The organism is Flavobacterium panici (assembly GCF_024499525.1).
Taxonomy (GTDB): domain Bacteria; phylum Bacteroidota; class Bacteroidia; order Flavobacteriales; family Flavobacteriaceae; genus Flavobacterium; species Flavobacterium panici.
In genome coordinates this window covers 3,334,925-3,353,209 of record NZ_CP100437.1, presented here as the reverse complement: position 1 = coordinate 3,353,209, position 18,285 = coordinate 3,334,925, and the positions used below count along the sequence as shown (strand labels likewise).

Below are 18,285 nucleotides of genomic sequence, written 5' to 3'. Positions count from 1 at the left end.
AGCCTATCTGCCCTTCTCTAAAGCAAACACTCTTGGCAGGTCAATCCTAAAGGTTGTTCCCTTTCCCATGGTGCTTTGAAAAGAGATAGTGCCTCTGTGATTCTCCACTATCCTTTTGCACAATGCAAGTCCTATGCCTGTACCGGGAACATTTTTATTGACTCTTTGAAACATGGTGAACATTTTTTTTGAGAATTCGTCACTGAAACCGATTCCGTTATCACTGATGCAGATCCGTGCCATATTATCATCGGGACTGCTCTGCGGCTGACAGGATATGACGATTTCAGGGGCGCGTTTATTAAACTTAAGAGCATTGCTTATAAGGTTGAAAAAAAGCTGCTGTATCTGTATGGGAACTGCCTCTATGGTCGGGAGTTCAGCAATGGAAAATTTTGCATGTTTTTCAGCTGCCAGAAGGTCTAAGTCTTCCATTGCATTTCTTAGCACTTCGTTAAGGTCAGTGGGATGATAATCCTCCTGCTGGGCAGTGAGTTTGGAATAATCCAGGATGCTTGTAATAAGGCTGGAGAGCCTAGCTGCTGCGGCCCTTATCTTCTCATTATGGGTTTTTACCAGATTTTGATCCCCAAGATTCTCGCTGAGTATGCTGGAATACAGCTGTATTTTGCGTAGTGGTTCCTGAAGATCATGGGAGGCAATATAAGCAAATTCTTCCAATTGGCGATTTTGCTGTAGTATCTGCTCTTCATATTCCTTTTTATGAGTCAGGTCACGGGTTACCTTCGAAAACCCAATTAGCTTATTGTCCTTATCGTGCAGTGCTGTTATGATGATACTGCCCCAAAACAGGGTCCGGTCTTTTCGTACCCGCCATCCTTCAAGTGCAGCCTTGTTATTTTGGGCAGCCTGCCTTAGCAATAATTCGGGAAGATTCGATACCTGGTCCTGATCGGTGTAAAACACCCTGAAATTTAGCCCCACGGCTTCTGCTTCAGTATAGCCTTTTATCTTCTCAGCGCCTTTGTTCCAGTTGCGTATTGTGCCGTCTGTTCCCAAAAGTATAATGGCATAATCTTCCACCTCGGCGATCATTTTGTAATAGCGCTCCTCGCTTTCACGCAAATGCTCATTGGCCTGCCGGAGTTCCAATGTCTGTCTTTCCCTCATCTCATCAAATTCCCGCCTCTGTGTTAAATCGCGCGTTACCTTTGAGAACCCTATCACGCCGCCTGCTTGATCATGCAGTGCCGTCAGGACAATAAGCCCCCAGAATGTGCTTCCGTCTTTCTTAACGCGCCATCCTTCATGTGTGGCTTTTCCCCGAAGAGCCGCTTTTTCTAGCAGTTTCCAGGGAAGCCTGCTGCCGATATCGTCGCTTTGATAAAAAATGCTGAAATGCTTCCCTATAATTTCCTGTGACCGATAGCCTTTAATTTTTTCGGCGCCCAGGTTCCAATTTTTAATATTCCCATCAATATCCAGCAAAAGTATTGCATAGTCTTCTACTTCGGATATCATGCGATGGTAGAGATCCTCGCTGCGTATCAGCTCATCATTTTTGCGTTCAAGAGACAGAGCATTTCGCCGAAGCTTTTCTTCAGCCATCCGTTTCTCTGTCAGATCAAAGGTGACCATCGTATATCCGGTGACCACGCCATTTTGGTCTTGCACAGCTGAAAGTGTTACTGAAGCCCAAAAATTGCCCCCGCCCTTCTTGATTAAATATCCCTCGTAATGTGCCCTGAAACTCCGTTCTGCCGTTTCCAGCATCTGTTCGGGGAATCCGGCACCGCGGTCCATATGGAAGTAGAAGATACTGAAGTTTTTTCCAATAATTTCATCTGGTTCATAACCTTTTACAGCTTTAGCCCCTGCATTCCATGAGAGTACGGTTCCGTCAAGGCCCAGAAAAACTATGCCATAGTCGAGAATCTGGCCAACCATGGAAGCATAGATAGCGTCGTTCGGAAACTTATCTCGATGCGATGGCACCATGCCAGCGGGTTTATTTTTATTGTTCATGCCTAAATATAGGAAAAAAAATGAAAACTGCAAATTAACATAAGTATTTAGCTACTTTTTCTTATAGTATATAATGAAGTTATTAAAATTGGGATACCTCCAGACTTCTGCAGTTTAATACCTGGCTGCCCGAGTGTACAGTAAAGGGAGGTAAAGCACAACGTTCTGAGACGCACGCATCCGGCCCGGGATTTGATTTTCTTGCCTTCCATCGTGATCGGCAAAAAGGAGCCAGCAAGGGCAGCAGCACTATAAATATTGTTCAAAAGCTATAAGTTCTGTAGTGAAGAATCCAGAAATTTGGCGGATTGTATGCCCCAATACTTACTCGTGTTTAAAATAATCTCTTTTGCAATAGCCTTTACAAATGGTCCATTTTTAGAAATTAGTGTTGTCAAGGCAGTAATACTCGGGATTTTTAGGGTTTCAATAATTTTATTATACTTTGCACGTTTTCGATAAAAACATCTGTATCCTTACTTTTCTCTATAATTTCCACATCATATGCAGCCAAATGAAATACAATAATCATATCTCTTTTTAGATAACGTATCAGCGAGTCAAAAGCGCGGACATCTGCATCTCGTCGCTTATATCTTTTTAAATCACGCTGTTTGCTTTCTAAAAAACGCAAAGAATCCTGTAATTTTTGCAGATCTTTTTTATCCATATCTAAAGCATATTAATAAAGCGAAATAAAATACCTGTAGCTCAGAAAATGTTCTTACACTACATTAAAGGTATTATAATTCAATTCAGTAATTCATTTTTAATATTTACAAAATAAAAAAAATAACTCGCCGATTTTGAAAGGTTCTATAAATTGACAAATATGCGTGATAGATCTCCCGTTCTTTAGAGCAGATAAACTTTTGATCTGTAAAAAGCAGTTATACCCTATAGAGATCACTTATTACTTGTCGTTTTTTATATAAGCCACATTACTATTAATTTGCCAGATATAAAGAGTAATTACCTTGTCATATTCTTTGCAATATAATGCTAGCCACATGAAAAAACTCGTCTCATTAATACTATTCTATATCCCCTTAACAGCCCTTTCGTCAAATCCTCCTCCTCCCGGTTTGCCTGACGAGCCTGTTGCGGTTCCCATTGACTCAATGGTATTTATCTTAATGGCAGCAGGCCTAGTATTTGGATGCTGCATTATTAGTAAAACAAAAATATCACATAATAGCGACAACGAAGATTCCTTAACTAATAAATAAGCCCATCATGAAAAAAACTTTACTTTTTTTGGCTGTTTTTAACTTCTCCCATGGCTTTTCCCAACTATCAATTGGCGCCGCCTCGCCGCTTTACGTAAAGGGTCAGGTGCTGTATGTGGGGCAGAATATAAATTTAGCAGCCAATTCAAATCTATATCTCAGAAACAATTCTCAATTACTGCAGGGCACAACGGGGCTTTCTGCCAATACAGGAACAGGAGAAATATCAATTTACCAGGAAGGGACTTCTGACAATTTTGATTATGATTACTGGTGTTCACCTGTGGGAAATAATGCATTCTCGGCCGTTAATAATAATTTTGGAATCACACAGCTTTATCAGCCTGCGACTTCAACAATATCATCCAGTGCAGCCGTTCTTCCCCTGGGAAGTTATAATGGTTCAGCCAATCCTTTAACCATTGCCTCGCATTGGATCTATAAACTTACAAATGCAGATAACTATTCGCAGTGGACACAAGTGGGAAGTGCCACTGCACTTGCACCGGGAGAAGGATTTACAATGAAGGGAACCAGCGGATCTGACAGTACAGACCCCGAGGGAACCGGAATTGTAAACAACCCGGGCACAGGTATTCAGCGTTATGACTTCAGGGGAAAACCAAACGACGGCAATATCACTGTTGCCGTCGGCCCTGATAATGCAGCTACATTAACAGGAAATCCTTACCCATCGGCATTACATTTGAATGCTTTTCTGCTGGATCCTGACAACACTGCCTCTACAGCTATTGCCTATTTCTGGCAGCAGGACAAAACGGTCAACTCCCACTACCTTTCCGCCTACAAAGGAGGCTACGCAGCCTACTCACCGATCAGCCTGGAATCCAGCGGGATCTATACGGCGGCGGCATTTAGATCCTACAACAGCGACGGAACCCTGAACAACAACCCTCCCACAGGCACAAGTGCTGCCCTGCCAAGGAAATATCTTCCAATCGGCCAGGGTTTTATAATTAATGGCAATACAAGCGGAACTGTCACCTTTAGAAATTCCCACCGGATTTTTTATATGGAAGACAACAGCGGCTCCCAATTCGGCAAACCGTCAAAAAAACAAAACGCTAAAAATGAGTATATTCCCTATGAGGGCCCGCCGGTTCCTCCTTCGCCAATTCCTTATTTTAAGCTCAACACCATAATAAACAATGAATTTACAAGACAGCTTGCCTTTGCATTTGTGTCGGGGGCCACTGAGGGTGCAGACAGAGGAATTGATGCCAAAAATATGGATGAAGATCTTCCCAATGATGTGTCTTTCTGGATTGAAAATGAAAATTATGTAATTCAGGGCGTTAATTTTGATTTATCTAAAAAAATACCGCTTTCAGTAAAAGCCGCAACCCCAACCACCTTTAATTTTCGTATATCTGAAATTGTAGATTTTGATGATGAGCAGGCCATTTATATATATGACGCCCTTGATGATTCTTATCATAATATAAAAAACATCCCCTATGAGGTAACCCTTGCCCCTGGAAGCTATACAGAGCGTTTTAAATTAAGCTTTATGGGCCAGACTTTGGAAACAGACGAGCAAATAAAAGCTGGTTTTTATATTTTTCAAGACAACACAAATGCAGTCGTAAAAGCTGTCAATGCAAATAATGAAATAATGGAATCTTTTGCGCTTTATGACATTTTGGGAAGAGCCGTGATTTTCAAAGAAAATTTAGGTGCCCAGCCAGCCTACAGCTTTTCAACATCTGCATTGAGTTCGGGAGTCTATATTGCTGTATTTCTGAGAGATGGAAATACAGTAATTACTCAAAAAGTAATCATAACGAATTCTGGAAAATAGCCGTTAATCTTTACTTTAAAGCACACCAAAGTTCAATTTTCAAAATATTAAAATTAATTAATTAATTCCAAAAATTATGCTTATTACCTCTGCCCTTCAAAGCAATAAAACCATCTGGCTGCTGTTTTTCTTTTTCCTGACATTTATCGCCAGTGCACAAATTGGTATCGGGACTGTTACTCCCAATGCCAGTTCGATCCTAGAGATATCATCCACTACACAAGGTATGCTTGCCCCGCGTATGACAACTGCCCAACGAATTGCTATAAGTGCACCAGCTGATGGTTTGCTTGTCTATGATACGGATTTAAAGTCATTTTATTATTACAGTGCAACCGCCTGGATTGCTATTAATAACAGTGCAAGTGGAAGGTTAAATTTTAAACGAATAAAATCCACTGATAACCTGGCTGTCGTTCTGGCCACAGAGCTGGCTGCCGGCGGAGGTGCCAAATATGTGCTTACTCACAATACATTATATGAAATAAACGGTACGGTGACTTTTAATCTTCCTATCGATATCAATGATGCGTACATACAAGGTTTGGATGCCAATGAAGATATCATTTATAAAACATCAGGAACTCTCTTTGACGGAACCCGAGGTGGCAGCATCAGGAGCGTTACCATTTTAGCGCCGGGTGCAACGGTTTTTAATTTAAGTGCAGCGGCATCGAGCTCCACATTTTTACTTCGGGATACTATAATTGCCAATGCATCAAATATTGGAACTATCTCTGGTTATGGGCTGGTTTTTATGAGCATTGTAAATTTTTCAGGAAACACAAATGGTATTACCTACAGCAATATAGGCCAACTGCTCTTAAGCAATCAGGCATGGTTTTCCAATAATTCAGGGACCTATGAAAAATTTACAGGGACATTTAATCTGATAGAAAAGCAGGGTGGTTTCTCAAATGTAAATACAGGGGCAATAGGTCTGGATGTTTCTACCACAGGACTTAGCATCACAGGTGATGCTGTTCTGGAGTCCGTTGTTTTTACTGGACCGACTCCTGCAAATTATGTTAAAGGGTACACTACGGGAAGTTATACAGGCTATAATTTCAATAACAGCTGGAGTGTTAGATCTGCTGGAATTCCTAATGAGACCGACGCAAATGCTACTGCCGATTTTGCCATGGATTATGCTGTGGGAAGCGGTCTGGGAGTAGCTTTCAACAATTCAAATCCCAGTGATATTGTAAAAGTAGGCTCAGGGACACCCTCCACAACCTATTCTAATTTATTCAGATTTTCAACTGATTCCCCAAATAGGTTACGTTACATAGGAAAAAAGAAAAGAATTTTTCAAATATCGGGTTCTATCTCTTTTCAGGTCCCGGCTGCAGGGACTTACATTGTTTATTTAGCAAAAAATGGTACATTTTTAAGCCAGTATAAAATTTATGGTAAAGGTGCATCTACAAATGACATTGTGGTCTTGCCGCTTAATGCCTCAACTGAAATGTCAACTAATGATTATATAGAGGTTTATGCGCAGCGCTATACAGGTAGTAATGGAAGTATTGTAGTTCCTAATATGACCATTACAATCAAGTAGATTTACAAGCCGCATACATATTCATTGATAACGGTGAACCCTCACACCCTAATCTCTTTACCAATTGATAAACATAAATGGAAGATTATGTTTATGGACATGCCGCCACTTTTAAAAAGGTGGCGGTTATTGTAAAAAACTTATCCTATAGTTAAGGAAAGAGGATCATCTGGCTCTCTGGAGAAGAAACGTATTAAATATACCGTTAAAAGTTTCAATTCAAATTCTGATACTGTGATAATTTAAAGACACATTTACTGTAGTTCACTGCCAAGATGAATTATAAAGGATAAATGAGACGGATTGTTTTGTTTAAGAGCATGCATCTGTTTTATTTGATGTCTTATTTAGCATCTTTTCTTATATGACCCTGCTGAATTTATCCAATCTTGCTGAGCTGACCATTGCGCAGTGATTTTTTTATCGTGATTTACCTTAAAATATTATCGTTAAAAAATAGAAAAAGTAATTAATCCCTTTATCCTTTGCTGTTAATCTTATAAATAAAATTTAAAAATTATATAACATGATTACGTTTTTTATAATTAACTTTAATTTGAAGGTCGGCGGTGAATCGGACATTAAATCAATAGCTTAAATTCAGATACTGGTAATGATCGAATAAAAGCACTTTAACCGTTTGAAAGTATGCTTAAAATTAGATGCCCTGTCTTTCAGTTACCTGATGACAAAATTTTTACACAACCAAAGCCGCAATTGATGCTTTTTGCTTTATATACCCAAAGTATTTACTCCGTTAATCTGCTCATTACGCATTGCATTTACGTAAAGATTAGTTTCTGGATTTTCTCAAAAAAAAATTAAAATGAAAGCTATTAATGCCATAATTGTATCCGATGAAAAAGAAACTGCACTGACTTTAAAAAAATTTGAAGAAGACAATTCTGTAATTATGCAAATTATAGGTGATACCCGTTGCATAAGTGAGGCGGAACTACTGATCAAATCGAAAAAGCCTGACGTTATTTTTCTCGATATTATTTTTAAAAACAATGTCTTTTTTGAAATGCTTGAAGAATTGAATTTTACTATCCCTAAACTCGTGTTCATATCATCTGAAAGCCAATACGCCGTAAAAGCATTTAAGTATAATGCTGTTGATTTCTTGCTCAAACCAATTGATTTTAATTCAATAATTATAGCTGTCTATAAAGTGATAAAAAGAAAAGAAATGGAGCGCAGCTATCAGTATCAAAAAATTGAAAAAATCAATATATTAAACGAAATTAACCCAAAAAATGATTACATCGCTATTGCATCGCTGGAAAAAATAGAATTAATACCCATGTCAGAAATTATTTTTTGCAAAGCAGATGGGAAATACACTATTTTTATCCTTTCAAATGGCAGCAGAATTACCTCCAGCAGAAATCTGGGCGAATATATGTCGATTTTGGACAGCAGTCATTTTTTTAGAATCCATCATTCCTTTGTTATCAATCTTCGCCATATCACTAAAATTTCAAAAAAAGACGGCTATTATTGTGAACTTTCAAACGGGGTAGTTTTGCCCGTTGCCCAGAGACGTCAAGATGACTTTAATAAATTTATAAAATTAAAACAATAAATACACCCGCATTAAGTTACTTTCAGCTTATGCAGCTTCAATAATCCACATCTCAAACCAATAGGTTTTACAATAATGAAAAGCAAACCAAAAAAAAATAAAAGCAGCCTGTCACTCAATTCTAGTGCGCAACTGCATGACCTGTGTAAAATTTTAGATTTTTCAATGGATCTTATCTGCTCTTTTGATCGGCAGGGAAGATTTGTCTGGGTAAATAAAGCCGTAAATCATATTTTGGGCTACAAGCCTGAGGAACTCATGGGGGAAGTTTATACTGATTTTGCATTTGCTGAGGATATTGATAATCCTCATATTGGCTTAAGTTTTAAAAATGCGACCCAGCTATCCATATTTGAGAAAAGATTTTTGCATAAAAATGGAAGTATTGTTTATCTGCAGTGGTCCTTAGTACGGGATGATATTAAGAAATTGAGCTACGGGATCGGAAGAAATATCACCGAGGAAAAAAAAATGAAAAAAGCCTTTGAGATCGAGCAGCTCCGTTTTCATAATTTATATTCTCAAGCACCGGCGTGTATGGGAATTTTAAAAGGGCCTAACCATGTTTATGAACTTGCCAATGAGCGTTACCTGCAATTAATACAAAGAAAAGATATTATAGGCAAGAGCATCAAGGAAGTGCTGCCGGAAATGAAAGCCCAGGGAATTATAAAAATTTTAGATGCTGTCTATCAAACAGGAGAAACTTTTTCAGCCAATGAAAAGCTTATAAAATTTGATCTTTTTGGTACTGGAGAACTTACTGATGTCTATTTAAATTTTATCTGCCAGGCGCATAGGAATGCGGAGAATACTATTGACGGCATTTTTTTCTTTGCAAGCGATGTAACCGAGCAGGTTTTATCGCGAAGAAAAATCGAGGAGCGTGAGCAAATGTACAGGGAACTTATTGATAAACTGCCTGTGGCAGCGTACTCATGCGATGCGCAGGGAAGAATATTGGTCTATAATAAGGCCGCCGCGGCTTTATGGGGAAAGAATCCTGTAATAGGAAAAGATTTTTGGGACAATTCGTGGAACGCTTCTGAAAATATAAAGTCCTCTGTAAGTTTATGTTCGATGGCCGAAGATCTCAAAGAAGCAGGCCCCAACCCTGTCAGGGAAATAATTATCAAACGTCCCAATGGGGAAAAACGTAACGTTTTGCCTTATCCGGTCCCATTTCGGGATTCGCAGGGAAAGGTGACAGGTGCCGTTATTGTGCTTGCTGATATTACAGAAATGAAACTTGCGCAGAAAGCACTCCGGAAGAGCGAAAAAAAATATCGCTATCTTTTTGATAATAATCCAATGCCTATGTGGATAATCGAACCGGTTACCTTCAAATTTCTTGATGTAAATAAAATGGCTGTCCTCCAGTATGGTTACAGCCGTGAAGAGTTCCTTTCTATGACTGCCTTGGACATAAGGCCATTGGAAGATAAAAATCATTTCATAAATTCCAGCGATCCCTCTGCAATAAACCAGTCCAATTATAATAGGGGAACATGGAATCACTTAAAAAAGGACGGCACTATTATTCCTGTTGAAATCATTGCACATGACATCTCCTATGAAGACCGTCAGGCAAGATTAATTCTTTCAAATAATATCTCTGACCGTAAAAAGGCCGAACAAAATCTGGAAAAAAGAAATGAGGCGCTTATTAAAACCAATTTAGAGCTCGATCGGTTTGTATACAGTGTCTCTCATGATTTACGCTCCCCGCTGACTTCCGTTCTAGGCCTTGTTTCTTTTATTGAAACAGATAGCCAGGAAGCCGATACCCTTAAACATGCCGCATTAATACGAAACAGTATCTGCCGTTTGGATAATTTTATTAAAAATATTTTAAGCTACTCACGCAACAATCGTACGGGACTTGAAATAGAAAAGATTTCCCTTAATGATACTGTACAGGAAATAATAGCTTCCTTTCAAACCATCAAAGAGGCAACAGGAATTCGTTTTCTCACTGACATCCGAGCGGAGCATCCTTTTTATACAGACAAAGTACGCATTGTAACGATCTTGGAGAACCTTATTTCCAACGCTATAAAGCACCATAAAAAAGACCATTCTGACAGATATATAAAAATAGCCGCACATTCGGACAGCAAAAGCCTCCAATTTACAATTGAGGATAATGGGATGGGAATTGACCAGGCCTATCACCAGAAAATATACGAAATGTTTTTTCGGATTTCAAATACAGATGGTTCAGGCATTGGCCTGTACATCGTGAAGGATGCCGTAGAACTGCTTGAGGGTTCTATCGAAATTCAGTCAGAGAAAGGAACCGGATCTGTATTTATGATAACCCTAAAAAATTTAAAACCATGATTGAGAATACCCAAAAAAAATTTGATACCGTCATGATTATTGATGATAATGCTATCGATTTATATATTACATCGCGCATGGTCCTAAAAAATAATTTCGCGGCAAATGTGTTAAACTATGAGTCTTCCCAAGAAGCTTTGCAGTTCATACACGATAATCAAAATGCAATTTCTAAACTGCCGCAGGTCATTTTTCTGGATATTTATATGCCTATAATTTCTGGATTTCAATTTTTAGAAGCATTTCATATATTGCCTGATGCGGTAAAAAATTATTGCAAAGTATATATTATATCTTCTACAATAGATAATGCCGATATAGCTGAGTCTAACTCCAATAAGGATGTAGTTTCCTTTCACAGCAAACCAATTACCAAAGAATTTCTTGACAGGATTACCTAGGCATTTCCATCTAAAGTTTCTTGTTTTAAGTTAATTGGAAATTGAAATGCTTGTAAGGTATGATGAAATTTAAATTCATCTATTTAATTAAGCTAATAAGAGCCCTGTTAATCAACACTATACTCCGCCTGCTACTTAATTCAATCCCTGCATTAATCTGAGATTCAAAAACTATGTTAGTGGTGAAAAGGCTAAAATTGGCATCCTTATAAAATTAAAAGGACTTATTATTTTTTTAAAGAGGATTCAATATCTTTTTGATGGTTTGCAAGTCTTATTCCTGCCAGGCATTTTTTACCCAAAAAGCGAAAACATCCAAAAGCAATTATGATACATGGCGGCATCGGGCCCAAACTTTAAATACACAGCCTGAAGATCAAATTTATTTTGGTTAAAAATGGATTTACTACACGTGTTTTTTCTAGTTTTTTTAAATATGATCAAATACTGCATTAATATATTTAAAAATTGACTCTAAAACCTATATTGGGTGTTAGCCCCAGTGATTTATTATCGACTTTAACGGCAGTATTTGAATCATTAGGACTGACTTTGTAATAACGGTTGATAACAGCATTTTTATTAGTTAGGTTAATTGCACCTATAGTGCAGGATGCCTTAATTGCAGATGATACATTGAAGTTATAATTCAATGAAGCATCAGACGCATAAAATTATCAAGATTTTCGCTGTTCGGAGAGCCATAATTTACCCTTATATTATTTCCGTTTTGAACTGTCTGACTGCCTTGAACCGGTTTTGTATAAGGCTGGCCGTTTCTCCAGATACCTCCCATAGCAATTTTTAGATTTTTAACAATTTCATAGTAAAAACCAGCAGACACAGAATGCCTGATATCTGCAATATTAGGAAAAACGGAAGGTGTTAATGCAGGAAATTCGTAGTTATTTATACTAAAGGTGTAACTTAACCAAGCACTATATTGAGGTGCGGTTTTGTTGCCCAGAAATTCAAAACCTTTAGTGGTATAACTTCCATTTGCATTGCTATACTGAAAATTGTTATAGAAACCCTGACTAGAAGAGGTAATGCCATTAACAATTTTATAAAAGCCTGCAGCCTCAATATTTAGTAATACTTCTTTTGTTATTTTTGAGCAGACTAACCAGGGATTGAGTGACAGTCCATTTTGAGCCCAACAGAAACTTACTCGAGACAACAGTAATTACTCATGAATTTGGTCATACAGTAGGACTCACTAACCTTGGTTCAGCCCGGCAAAGCAATCATGAGGATACAGAACATTTTAAACGCTGCAGTGAAAAGACCTGTTTGATGTAATGGTCTTCAGAAACCGGCGCAGGTATCTCTAATATGGTTTCAGGCGGTAAGGCATCAGAATTAGATGCGCAGTGTATTGCAGATCTTCTGGCTAACGGAGGAAAATAAAATTTAAATAAAATATAATATAAAACAGATGAAAATAATTTTTTTGATAATAGCTTTGCTCGTTGGTATAACAACAACCGTAAATGCACAGGATAACACTATTCCTAAATCAAATGCAGGAATAAAACTAGGTTATAATTTAGCGGCGGTAAGTTTTGACGGGGATGGGGAAAGCGGACAACGACACGGTTTTCATATTGGAATATATGGCGAGTTTTTTGTTAGCGAAAGCTTTTCTATCCAGCCAGAAATACTTTATTCCCAACAAGGGAATAAAATTACAAACAGTGGTGGAACCTTTACGCAAAAGCTGGATTACATCAACCTTCCTTTAATGTTTAAAGCCTATCCCTCTAAAAATTTCTTTTTGGAAATGGGCCGCAAATTGGGCTGGCAGTTTCCCATAAAGAAGAATATGACGGGCTTTTTAATACTTCACAACAATATGACCCTAACAGTTTTGATTGGGGTTTAACTTTGGCGCAGGGTTTAAAACAATTCCGTTATAAGCTTGTCGGCACGATATTATTTAGGTTAAGGAGATCATACGACAATGACAAAGCACAAAACAGAGTCTGGCAGTTTTCTATAGGTTTTGATCTATAATAATCTTAAGCTAATTATTATTTTTAAGACATTGCCCCTTTAAGATATAATACCATCATTAAAAGGGTTCTGCTAAAAAAGTTTTAGTGCTTTTTCTGCTGTCCAGGAGCATAAGCTTTTGCACTTTTACTTCCGGAAATCTTTTTTGCCTGTCCGGGAGGAATCTTTCCTGATCTTGAAGATGAACTGCTGACACTGCAGCTTGTGATCACGAGTGATAGCAAGATCACTACAGCTTTGGTTTTAAAAAATTCAATAGTATTCATAGATTTTTTGTTTTTCAAAGTTACATATTTAAATGGCTAGTATATTATGTCTTTATAGTTATTTTCGTTACAATGTGCAGATCTGGCCAAAAGGCAGTCCTCTAGTCAAGATTTCAGAACAAAGCCCAAAAAAATATAACTTTAAAGCAGCTCATCCAGAGACGCACTCTTCAATATACTGTTTGCATTATTCTAATTTCCTTACACTGCATCGAAATCTTCATCTGCAATAATTAAATTTCAAGCAGCACTTCAAAAGTTATAATAAGTCACTGGGGCGATTCGCCGGAAAGAAGATGGTATAGCCGACACCTGAGCCTTTAACGGATTTGGCCATAATAGTTCCCATATGTTTCTCTACAATTCTTTTGCAAAAAGCCATTCCGATGCTGACTTTATTAAACTGTGCCGACTTCTGGAGAATCTGAAATACCAGCGAGGAATCTGTCAGGAAACCTTCCCCGTTGTCTGTATAGGTTATTTTTACAAATTTTTCGTATTGATATTTATCCGATGATTCCATAAAAAGATTTTTTTGGGTTTCTATCATTGAAATATCTATCTTTAAATTCCCTTTTTCAGGGTCTCTGTTACTAATGGAATTACGTATGAGTTCTATAAATAAATGCCCCAGCAGGCGCTGGTCTGCATAAAAAATGGGACAGCGTGAGGGATAAGTTATCGCTATGCTCTGATCGCTGCTGTTTAATTCCCTTATGGCCTGCTGCACTACTGCATCAAGCTGTATGGGATCATACGACAGGTTTTTATTCTCCAACTCCTCGTAGCGCTGCAGGGTCAGAAGCATCTCACGCATCTGGGCGGAATAGCTCATTATTTTTCGGAGCTTTTCTGCCACACCGCTTTCAATTTTCTGGCTATCTGCTAAAAGAAAGTTGCCCGTAAAGACCGTTTTCCGCAGCGGCTCCTGAAGGTCATGGGCAATGATTTTGAATATCTCCTGCTGCTGTTCTTTTAAGGACTTAAGTTTTCTTAATTGAAATTCCAGTTCTTTCTGATGGTCCAGCAGCGCATTTTTAACTGCAGTAAGCTCTGCATTTTCAGCCAGGGTCTGCTCCGCGGTCCTTTTGGCCTCCATGAGTTCTTTCTCAAATCGGTTTCGGTTTGAAATGATCATGCCCCCGCAGTGCATCTCAATGCCACCCTCAGTCTGCGTGGCTTCAACGTTTAATAGTACCGGAATGGAATCGTCCGGCCCTTTAAAGGAGAGAAATATTTCGCGCACCGACTTTTGCATTTTTATCAAAGGATAAAAGTGGGTCTGAAAAAATATCCTGCTGCCCACGGTGAGCAGATCCTCTATACTGCGTCCTATTACAGTGCTATCAACGCCCAGTTTTAAGCGCATTTCGGCATTCATTCTCACTATCTTCCCATTATCTGAAAATGAAAATAAAAAGCACGGGACAGCATTGTAGATCTCTTCCCAGTGCAGTTGTGGGTTTTCGGATTTAATAGGTAGTCTGGTTTAGGAATTTCTGGATCAGTTCCACCGTCTCTTCCGGGTGGCTCATATGGGGGCAGTGTCCGGTGGCATTCATCTTTTCAAAAGTGCTTCCCTTTATTTTATCGTGGATGTACAGCCCTACCTCTTCAGGAGCAATCGCATCATCGGAGCACTGCAGCACCAGGCATGGCATTGTTAAATTCGAGAGGTCTTCCCTGTTGTCCGAGAAAAAAGTAACCTCCGCAAATCGTCTGGTAATCACCGGGTCGGTTGAGCAGAAACTCTCCACAAGTTCTTCTGTTAATTCAGTGCGGTCTTCATTTTTCATAACAACCGGCGCTAAGAAGTTTGCCCAGCCAATGAAATTATTCTCCATTACCTCAAGCAGGCCCTCAAGATCTTCACGCGAAAATCCTCCGGTATAGTCAACGTCATTGATGTATCTGGCTGAAGGACCGATAAAAACCATACAGGAGAAAATATCCGGATTTTCCAGTGCTGCCAAAAGTCCGATCATGGCACTCACACTGTGTCCCACAAAGATGATATCTTCGGCTTCAAGTGCCTTGCAAATCTCCAAAACGTCCTGTGCGTACCCATGCAGATTGGAATAACGATCGGCATTGTAGGCACTTATATCGGACTTGCCGCATCCAACATAATCAAAAAGAACAATTTTATAATCCTCTTCAAATGCAGGGGTGACAAACCTCCACATATTCTGGTCACATCCAAATCCGTGTGCAAACAGCATTACCTGACGGCCTTTTCCCTTTACTGTAACATTATTTTTTCTTAAAATATCGTGCGGCATTGTTTTCTTTTTTTTGTGAAATTTAAAATTATAACAGCAATGAAAAAGTACTGCTGTTTCGCATCGGCTAAATGCTTTTGTGTCCTGCAGCTAATTATACTGCATAAAGAATGCTTAGGTCTCTCCTATAAGAACATACTCCATGGGCGTTATTTATCGGTTTTTTGAGTCTGCACGAAAATTTATAACGCTCAATACATGAAATTATTGTAATGAACCCGCTTAACTTCATTCTACAAAAGAGTAAAGATACGTCATTTTTACACTTATTTAATAAACCTTTTACTTTATTAAACAAAAAATCAATAACTGCCCACTTACAAGTCTTTATTTTATTTTTTCCAGCTGTATTTTAAAATCAGTCTGACATTAAATGGGCTTTCTGCCGTAAAAGGGATTTCCTTTACCGCATTAGTTTGAGTCCCTAATCTGGTTTGAGCCAGGGATTGTGTTTATGAATCAGGTGTTTCGCCTTCTCGCTAACGCGCCCCGGAATAGCGCTTAACTTAATTTTAAAACCGCTTTAGTACAAGAACATTATGTGAGATTTCAAAAAAACCGTAATGATTTTCGAAAGTTTTATCGAACATAGTGTAAATGATGGAAGATTCAATAACGCAAGTGAAGTTGTCAGAGCCGGTCTTCGTCTTTTAGAAGATGAGGAAAATAAAATTGAAGCTTAAGAAAAGCGATCAATTATGGACGGGAAGTACACGTGCAGTAGATTTTGATGCTAAAAAATACCTTACGGTTTTAAAAGCAGGTAGAAAATCAAATGGCTAAATAGTATTTAACAAATAAAGCTGTTGATGACTTATCTGAAATTTGGGATTATACAATCGAACCTGGTCTGAAATGCAAGCTGAAAAGTAATATGATTTACTATGGCATCATGTGATGATTTAGGAAATAATCCAGAACTTGGCAGAAATTATGATATTGTAACAAGAGGAATATTAGGTTTTAAATCAGGTGAACATATTATTTTCTACTCAATTATATCAAAGAACGAAATAGAAATCGCAAGAATTCTTTATGCAATGATGGTTTTAAAAAGCAGACTATAAGCAAACTCACGTAATAACCACTACCACGGGTTTGGAAAATAGGCTTAATAGAAATATTGGTTTTATTTTGGGATGATTTATACTCGCCTGTTCGCTAAGGGTCTGGCACTTGGCATTTTTGCTATTGCTCGCGTTGCAAAACCGGAGCTACAGCGCAATTTATTGCCAAACCCGCTGTAATTCCGGAACATTATATGACATAAAATCGTTGTATCCTTATTCCAAGCTGTTATGTTAATTTTTAAACTATTATCTCTTGGAAACATCATCTGTTTATTTTTACAGCCAAATTAGTGAACTTGCCGAAAGTTACTCCAAAACCAGCAAATTCGAAGAGCTGGCAGCACTTGTAATGCCAGCATACAATAGTGCTAAACATTTACACGGAATATTGCTGCCAAGAGTCAAATCATGCAAAAATAGTAGATGCTCCTGAATCCGGCCACAGATGAAAGTTCTATAACCATAAAGGCCTGATCAAAATAAACAATACGGTATTTAGCAATTAACCTCATAACTTAAAACTCCTATTCTACATAATAGAATAGGAGTTTTCCTTTTTTTACTAAATTAGGTTTTATTTCAACATTTCAATCTCACCTGGTCTCCAAGATTTATCAAAAAATGACTCTAAAGGACTATACAAACGTAAACAAGTAAACCAGCCTTTTCCTGGCACAGTCTGAATCCAGTTCCCTCTTTTTACACCCTGTGGCTGTTTTGGGCTAAAGTATATTACAGTCGTTCCATCAGCTTCAGCTTCAGCAGCTGGAGAAGGATAACTTTGACTTCCAGCTCTTGGGTATTTTTGTGAGTATCCAACATAGATCGGGTAATATTATCGTAAAGTGTAAATGACCAGAAATTGGCTTCCGGAATCCCTTTTAGCAAAACTACTCTATATGTTTTTGCACCATCATAATATTGTTTTTTAGAATCTAATGCATTGATAAGGTATTGAGATCCTATTCCAGGCAAACGCATTGCCATAGCTGGCTAATTCCTGTAATCCCGTAAAAGAAGGCTGACCTTGCATTTAAAGTGCGATATCCAGTAGGTTCAAACGGTTTAACTCCCTCTTTTGTAAACATTACCTCTTTATATTTCAGATTAGGCTTTGTCGCATCTGCCAGGATCAAATATAAGACCTTAAGTAATTTAAGTTAGCCCGCAAATTTACAGACTGATTTAAACATAGTAATCAATATTTAACCATTTGCTTCTTTGTCTGCATCTTTGCAACTTTGATTCCGCTCAATGTTTGTCCGGCCGATTTAAAACTTTTAAAACCTAATTCATTTAGTATACCTACTAATAAAAAGGCGGTCCTGTTCTGCAATACTGTTGAAATATTTAACTGATGAATGTTACCTTTTAGAGCAAACTATTAAATATTTGAACTTGCTAGCGTAACAGGCACGAAACCTAAGAATAAAACCATAATTTAAAAATTAAGGACTCTACAAAAATTTGGAAGAAAAAAAAATAACCTTTAAAATGTCGCTTTACTTTTAATGCATTTTTAGTTTGAATATTCCAAAGTATGTCAATCCACAGGAAGTAAAAAAGCACTATACTATGATATTTACCTTATGCAAGTGAAAAAAACATCTCTAGCTAAATAGAAAAGAATTATCTTAGTTAAGAAAATAGCCGACTATTAATCACTATTGCTAAATTGGTAAATAAGTTATATAATTCACTAGGAAAAGAAGCATTAC

14 protein-coding genes and 2 pseudogenes are annotated in these 18,285 nt (G+C 38.0%); 9 read left to right on the top strand and 7 right to left on the bottom strand.

All coding sequences use genetic code 11. The features are described from left to right. Positions 1 to 3 precede the first annotated feature (3 nt). Positions 4 to 1,986: a PAS domain-containing sensor histidine kinase gene (locus NLJ00_RS14310; RefSeq protein WP_256634239.1), complete on the bottom strand. Its 1,983-nt coding sequence runs from the start codon at positions 1,984 to 1,986 to the stop codon at positions 4 to 6. 418 nt (positions 1,987 to 2,404) lie between these two features. Further along, positions 2,405 to 2,656: a hypothetical protein gene (locus NLJ00_RS14305; RefSeq protein WP_256634238.1), complete on the bottom strand. Its 252-nt coding sequence runs from the start codon at positions 2,654 to 2,656 to the stop codon at positions 2,405 to 2,407. A 566-nt stretch (positions 2,657 to 3,222) separates the two neighbouring features. On the opposite strand from NLJ00_RS14305, the gene NLJ00_RS14300 reads away from it, so the two are divergent. From NLJ00_RS14300 to NLJ00_RS14280, 5 genes are all read left to right on the top strand, one after another. Beyond that, the gene (locus NLJ00_RS14300; protein WP_256634237.1) at positions 3,223 to 5,037 is read left to right on the top strand and encodes a T9SS type A sorting domain-containing protein; all 1,815 of its coding nucleotides are present in this window, start codon (positions 3,223 to 3,225) and stop codon (positions 5,035 to 5,037) included. Positions 5,038 to 5,278: 241 nt separating this feature from the next. Further along, positions 5,279 to 6,601, top strand: coding sequence for a hypothetical protein (locus NLJ00_RS14295; RefSeq protein WP_256634236.1), 1,323 nt, complete (start codon positions 5,279 to 5,281; stop codon positions 6,599 to 6,601). An 826-nt stretch (positions 6,602 to 7,427) separates the two neighbouring features. Beyond that, positions 7,428 to 8,189: a LytR/AlgR family response regulator transcription factor gene (locus NLJ00_RS14290; RefSeq protein WP_256634235.1), complete on the top strand. Its 762-nt coding sequence runs from the start codon at positions 7,428 to 7,430 to the stop codon at positions 8,187 to 8,189. A gap of 75 nt (positions 8,190 to 8,264) precedes the next feature. Continuing rightward, the gene (locus NLJ00_RS14285; RefSeq protein WP_256634234.1) at positions 8,265 to 10,532 is read left to right on the top strand and encodes a PAS domain-containing sensor histidine kinase; all 2,268 of its coding nucleotides are present in this window, start codon (positions 8,265 to 8,267) and stop codon (positions 10,530 to 10,532) included. Then, positions 10,529 to 10,933 (top strand): response regulator, encoded by a 405-nt coding sequence (locus NLJ00_RS14280; RefSeq protein WP_256634233.1) that lies wholly within the window; start codon positions 10,529 to 10,531, stop codon positions 10,931 to 10,933. The genes NLJ00_RS14285 and NLJ00_RS14280 overlap by 4 nt, the downstream gene beginning before the upstream one ends. Before the next feature lie 649 nt (positions 10,934 to 11,582). Here NLJ00_RS14280 and NLJ00_RS25080 read toward each other — a convergent pair. Continuing rightward, on the bottom strand, positions 11,583 to 12,113 hold the full coding sequence (locus NLJ00_RS25080; protein WP_319800426.1) for a hypothetical protein: 531 nt from the start codon (positions 12,111 to 12,113) through the stop codon (positions 11,583 to 11,585). Positions 12,114 to 12,371: 258 nt separating this feature from the next. On the opposite strand from NLJ00_RS25080, the pseudogene NLJ00_RS14270 reads away from it, so the two are divergent. Then, positions 12,372 to 12,949, top strand: a pseudogene (locus tag NLJ00_RS14270) (porin family protein). Positions 12,950 to 13,032: 83 nt separating this feature from the next. On the opposite strand, the gene NLJ00_RS14265 reads toward NLJ00_RS14270, so the two are convergent. The 3 genes from NLJ00_RS14265 to NLJ00_RS14255 all read right to left on the bottom strand — a co-directional run bounded on the left by NLJ00_RS14265 (position 13,033) and on the right by NLJ00_RS14255 (position 15,497). Continuing rightward, positions 13,033 to 13,215: a hypothetical protein gene (locus NLJ00_RS14265; protein ID WP_256634231.1), complete on the bottom strand. Its 183-nt coding sequence runs from the start codon at positions 13,213 to 13,215 to the stop codon at positions 13,033 to 13,035. Between the two features lie 259 nt (positions 13,216 to 13,474). Then, on the bottom strand, positions 13,475 to 14,596 hold the full coding sequence (locus tag NLJ00_RS14260; RefSeq protein WP_256634230.1) for an ATP-binding protein: 1,122 nt from the start codon (positions 14,594 to 14,596) through the stop codon (positions 13,475 to 13,477). 91 nt (positions 14,597 to 14,687) lie between these two features. Next, the gene (locus NLJ00_RS14255; protein ID WP_256634229.1) at positions 14,688 to 15,497 is read right to left on the bottom strand and encodes an alpha/beta fold hydrolase; all 810 of its coding nucleotides are present in this window, start codon (positions 15,495 to 15,497) and stop codon (positions 14,688 to 14,690) included. Positions 15,498 to 16,060: 563 nt separating this feature from the next. On the opposite strand from NLJ00_RS14255, the gene NLJ00_RS14250 reads away from it, so the two are divergent. The 3 genes from NLJ00_RS14250 to NLJ00_RS14240 all read left to right on the top strand — a co-directional run bounded on the left by NLJ00_RS14250 (position 16,061) and on the right by NLJ00_RS14240 (position 16,564). Next, positions 16,061 to 16,180, top strand: a complete 120-nt coding sequence (locus tag NLJ00_RS14250) for a type II toxin-antitoxin system ParD family antitoxin (RefSeq protein WP_256634228.1) — start codon at positions 16,061 to 16,063, stop codon at positions 16,178 to 16,180. Then, entirely contained in the window at positions 16,155 to 16,280 is a 126-nt protein-coding gene (locus tag NLJ00_RS14245) for a hypothetical protein (protein ID WP_256634227.1), read from the top strand. Before NLJ00_RS14250 ends, NLJ00_RS14245 begins: the two co-directional genes overlap by 26 nt. A 101-nt stretch (positions 16,281 to 16,381) precedes the next feature. Continuing rightward, entirely contained in the window at positions 16,382 to 16,564 is a 183-nt protein-coding gene (locus tag NLJ00_RS14240) for a type II toxin-antitoxin system RelE/ParE family toxin (RefSeq protein ID WP_319800427.1), read from the top strand. Between the two features lie 577 nt (positions 16,565 to 17,141). Here NLJ00_RS14240 and NLJ00_RS25105 read toward each other — a convergent pair. Then, a pseudogene (locus NLJ00_RS25105) lies at positions 17,142 to 17,548 on the bottom strand (DUF1214 domain-containing protein). Positions 17,549 to 18,285 lie beyond the last annotated feature (737 nt).